General features: G+C 80.5%; 1 protein-coding gene. It reads right to left on the bottom strand.

What is annotated here, in order from left to right:
* Positions 1-645: 645 nt before the first annotated feature.
* The coding region (locus JYK17_RS37865) for an Rv3235 family protein (protein ID WP_222812163.1) at positions 646-1,131 on the bottom strand (486 nt) is incomplete at its 5' end.

Below are 1,131 nucleotides of genomic sequence, written 5' to 3'. Positions count from 1 at the left end.
GACGCGGCGCGCCGCCTCGTCCGCGGCGCAGCAGCCGACGTGAAGGGCCGGGTCCTCTCGGGGGACCCGGCCCTTCGGCGTACGCCGGATCTGGACGGCCGGGCGGCCGGGCGGCCGGGCAGACGGGCAGACGGCGGCCGGGCGCTAGTCGTCGTCGGTCGGGGGGTGGGCGGGGGCCACGCGGCGCGCCGCCTCGTCCGCGGCGCAGCAGCCGACGTGAAGGGCCGGGTCCTCTCGGGGGACCCGGCCCTTCGGCGTACGCCGGATCTGGACGGCCGGGCGGCCGGGCGGCCGGGCAGACGGGCAGACGGCGGCCGGGCGCTAGTCGTCGTCGGTCGGGGGGTGGGCGGGGGCCACGCGGCGCGCCGCCTCGTCCGCGGCGCAGCAGCCGACGTGAAGGGCCGGGTCCTCTCGGGGGACCCGGCCCTTCGGCGTACGCCGGATCTGGACGGCCGGGCGGCCGGGCGGCCGGGCGCTAGTCGTCGTCGGTCGGGGGGTGGGCGGGGGCCACGCGGCGCGCCGCCTCGTCCGCGGCGCAGCAGCCGACGTGAAGGGCCGGGTCCTCTCGGGGGACCCGGCCCTTCGGCGTACGCCGGATCCGGGCGGACGGGCGGATGGGCGGACGGGCGGCCGGGCGGCCGGGCGCTAGTCGTCGTCGGTCGGGCGGGGTGGGCGGGGGCCGCCGAGTTCCACTGCTGTGCAGCGCCAGCGCAGGTCGCGGCCGCGTTCCAGGCGGAAGGCCATGGCCCGCAGCTGCTCGCCCGCGCCGATCCGGGCGAAGGCCTCCACGGCACCGGGACCGGCCTCGTAGTAGCCGATGTCGCGGACGACGGGACGGGTGCCGCGGGCGCGCAGCGGGCCGCGCTGTGCGAGCCAGGCCAGCTCGTCGTAGGCCCGGCCCGCGGTGTGCCCCAGCATCGCGTGCACCGGGCGCTGCCCGCTCAGCACCGCGACCAGGAGGTCGGCGAAGACATCGGTGGGGCGGGGCGGGCGGGGAGTGGTCCTGGTGATGGCGGCGGCTGTGCTCTTGGCCCGTGCCGTGCGGGCCTGGGCCGTCGTCGCGCCCGCTGTCGGCGGGCGGCTGTCGGTGGGGCGGGTGCCCGCGGCGGCGCCGCCGGACCTGGAGCGCGG

The organism is Streptomyces plumbidurans (assembly GCF_019857225.1).
GTDB lineage: Bacteria > Actinomycetota > Actinomycetes > Streptomycetales > Streptomycetaceae > Streptomyces > Streptomyces plumbidurans.
Note: the sequence above shows the minus strand (reverse complement) of the source record. Positions and strands in the feature narration are given on the sequence as shown.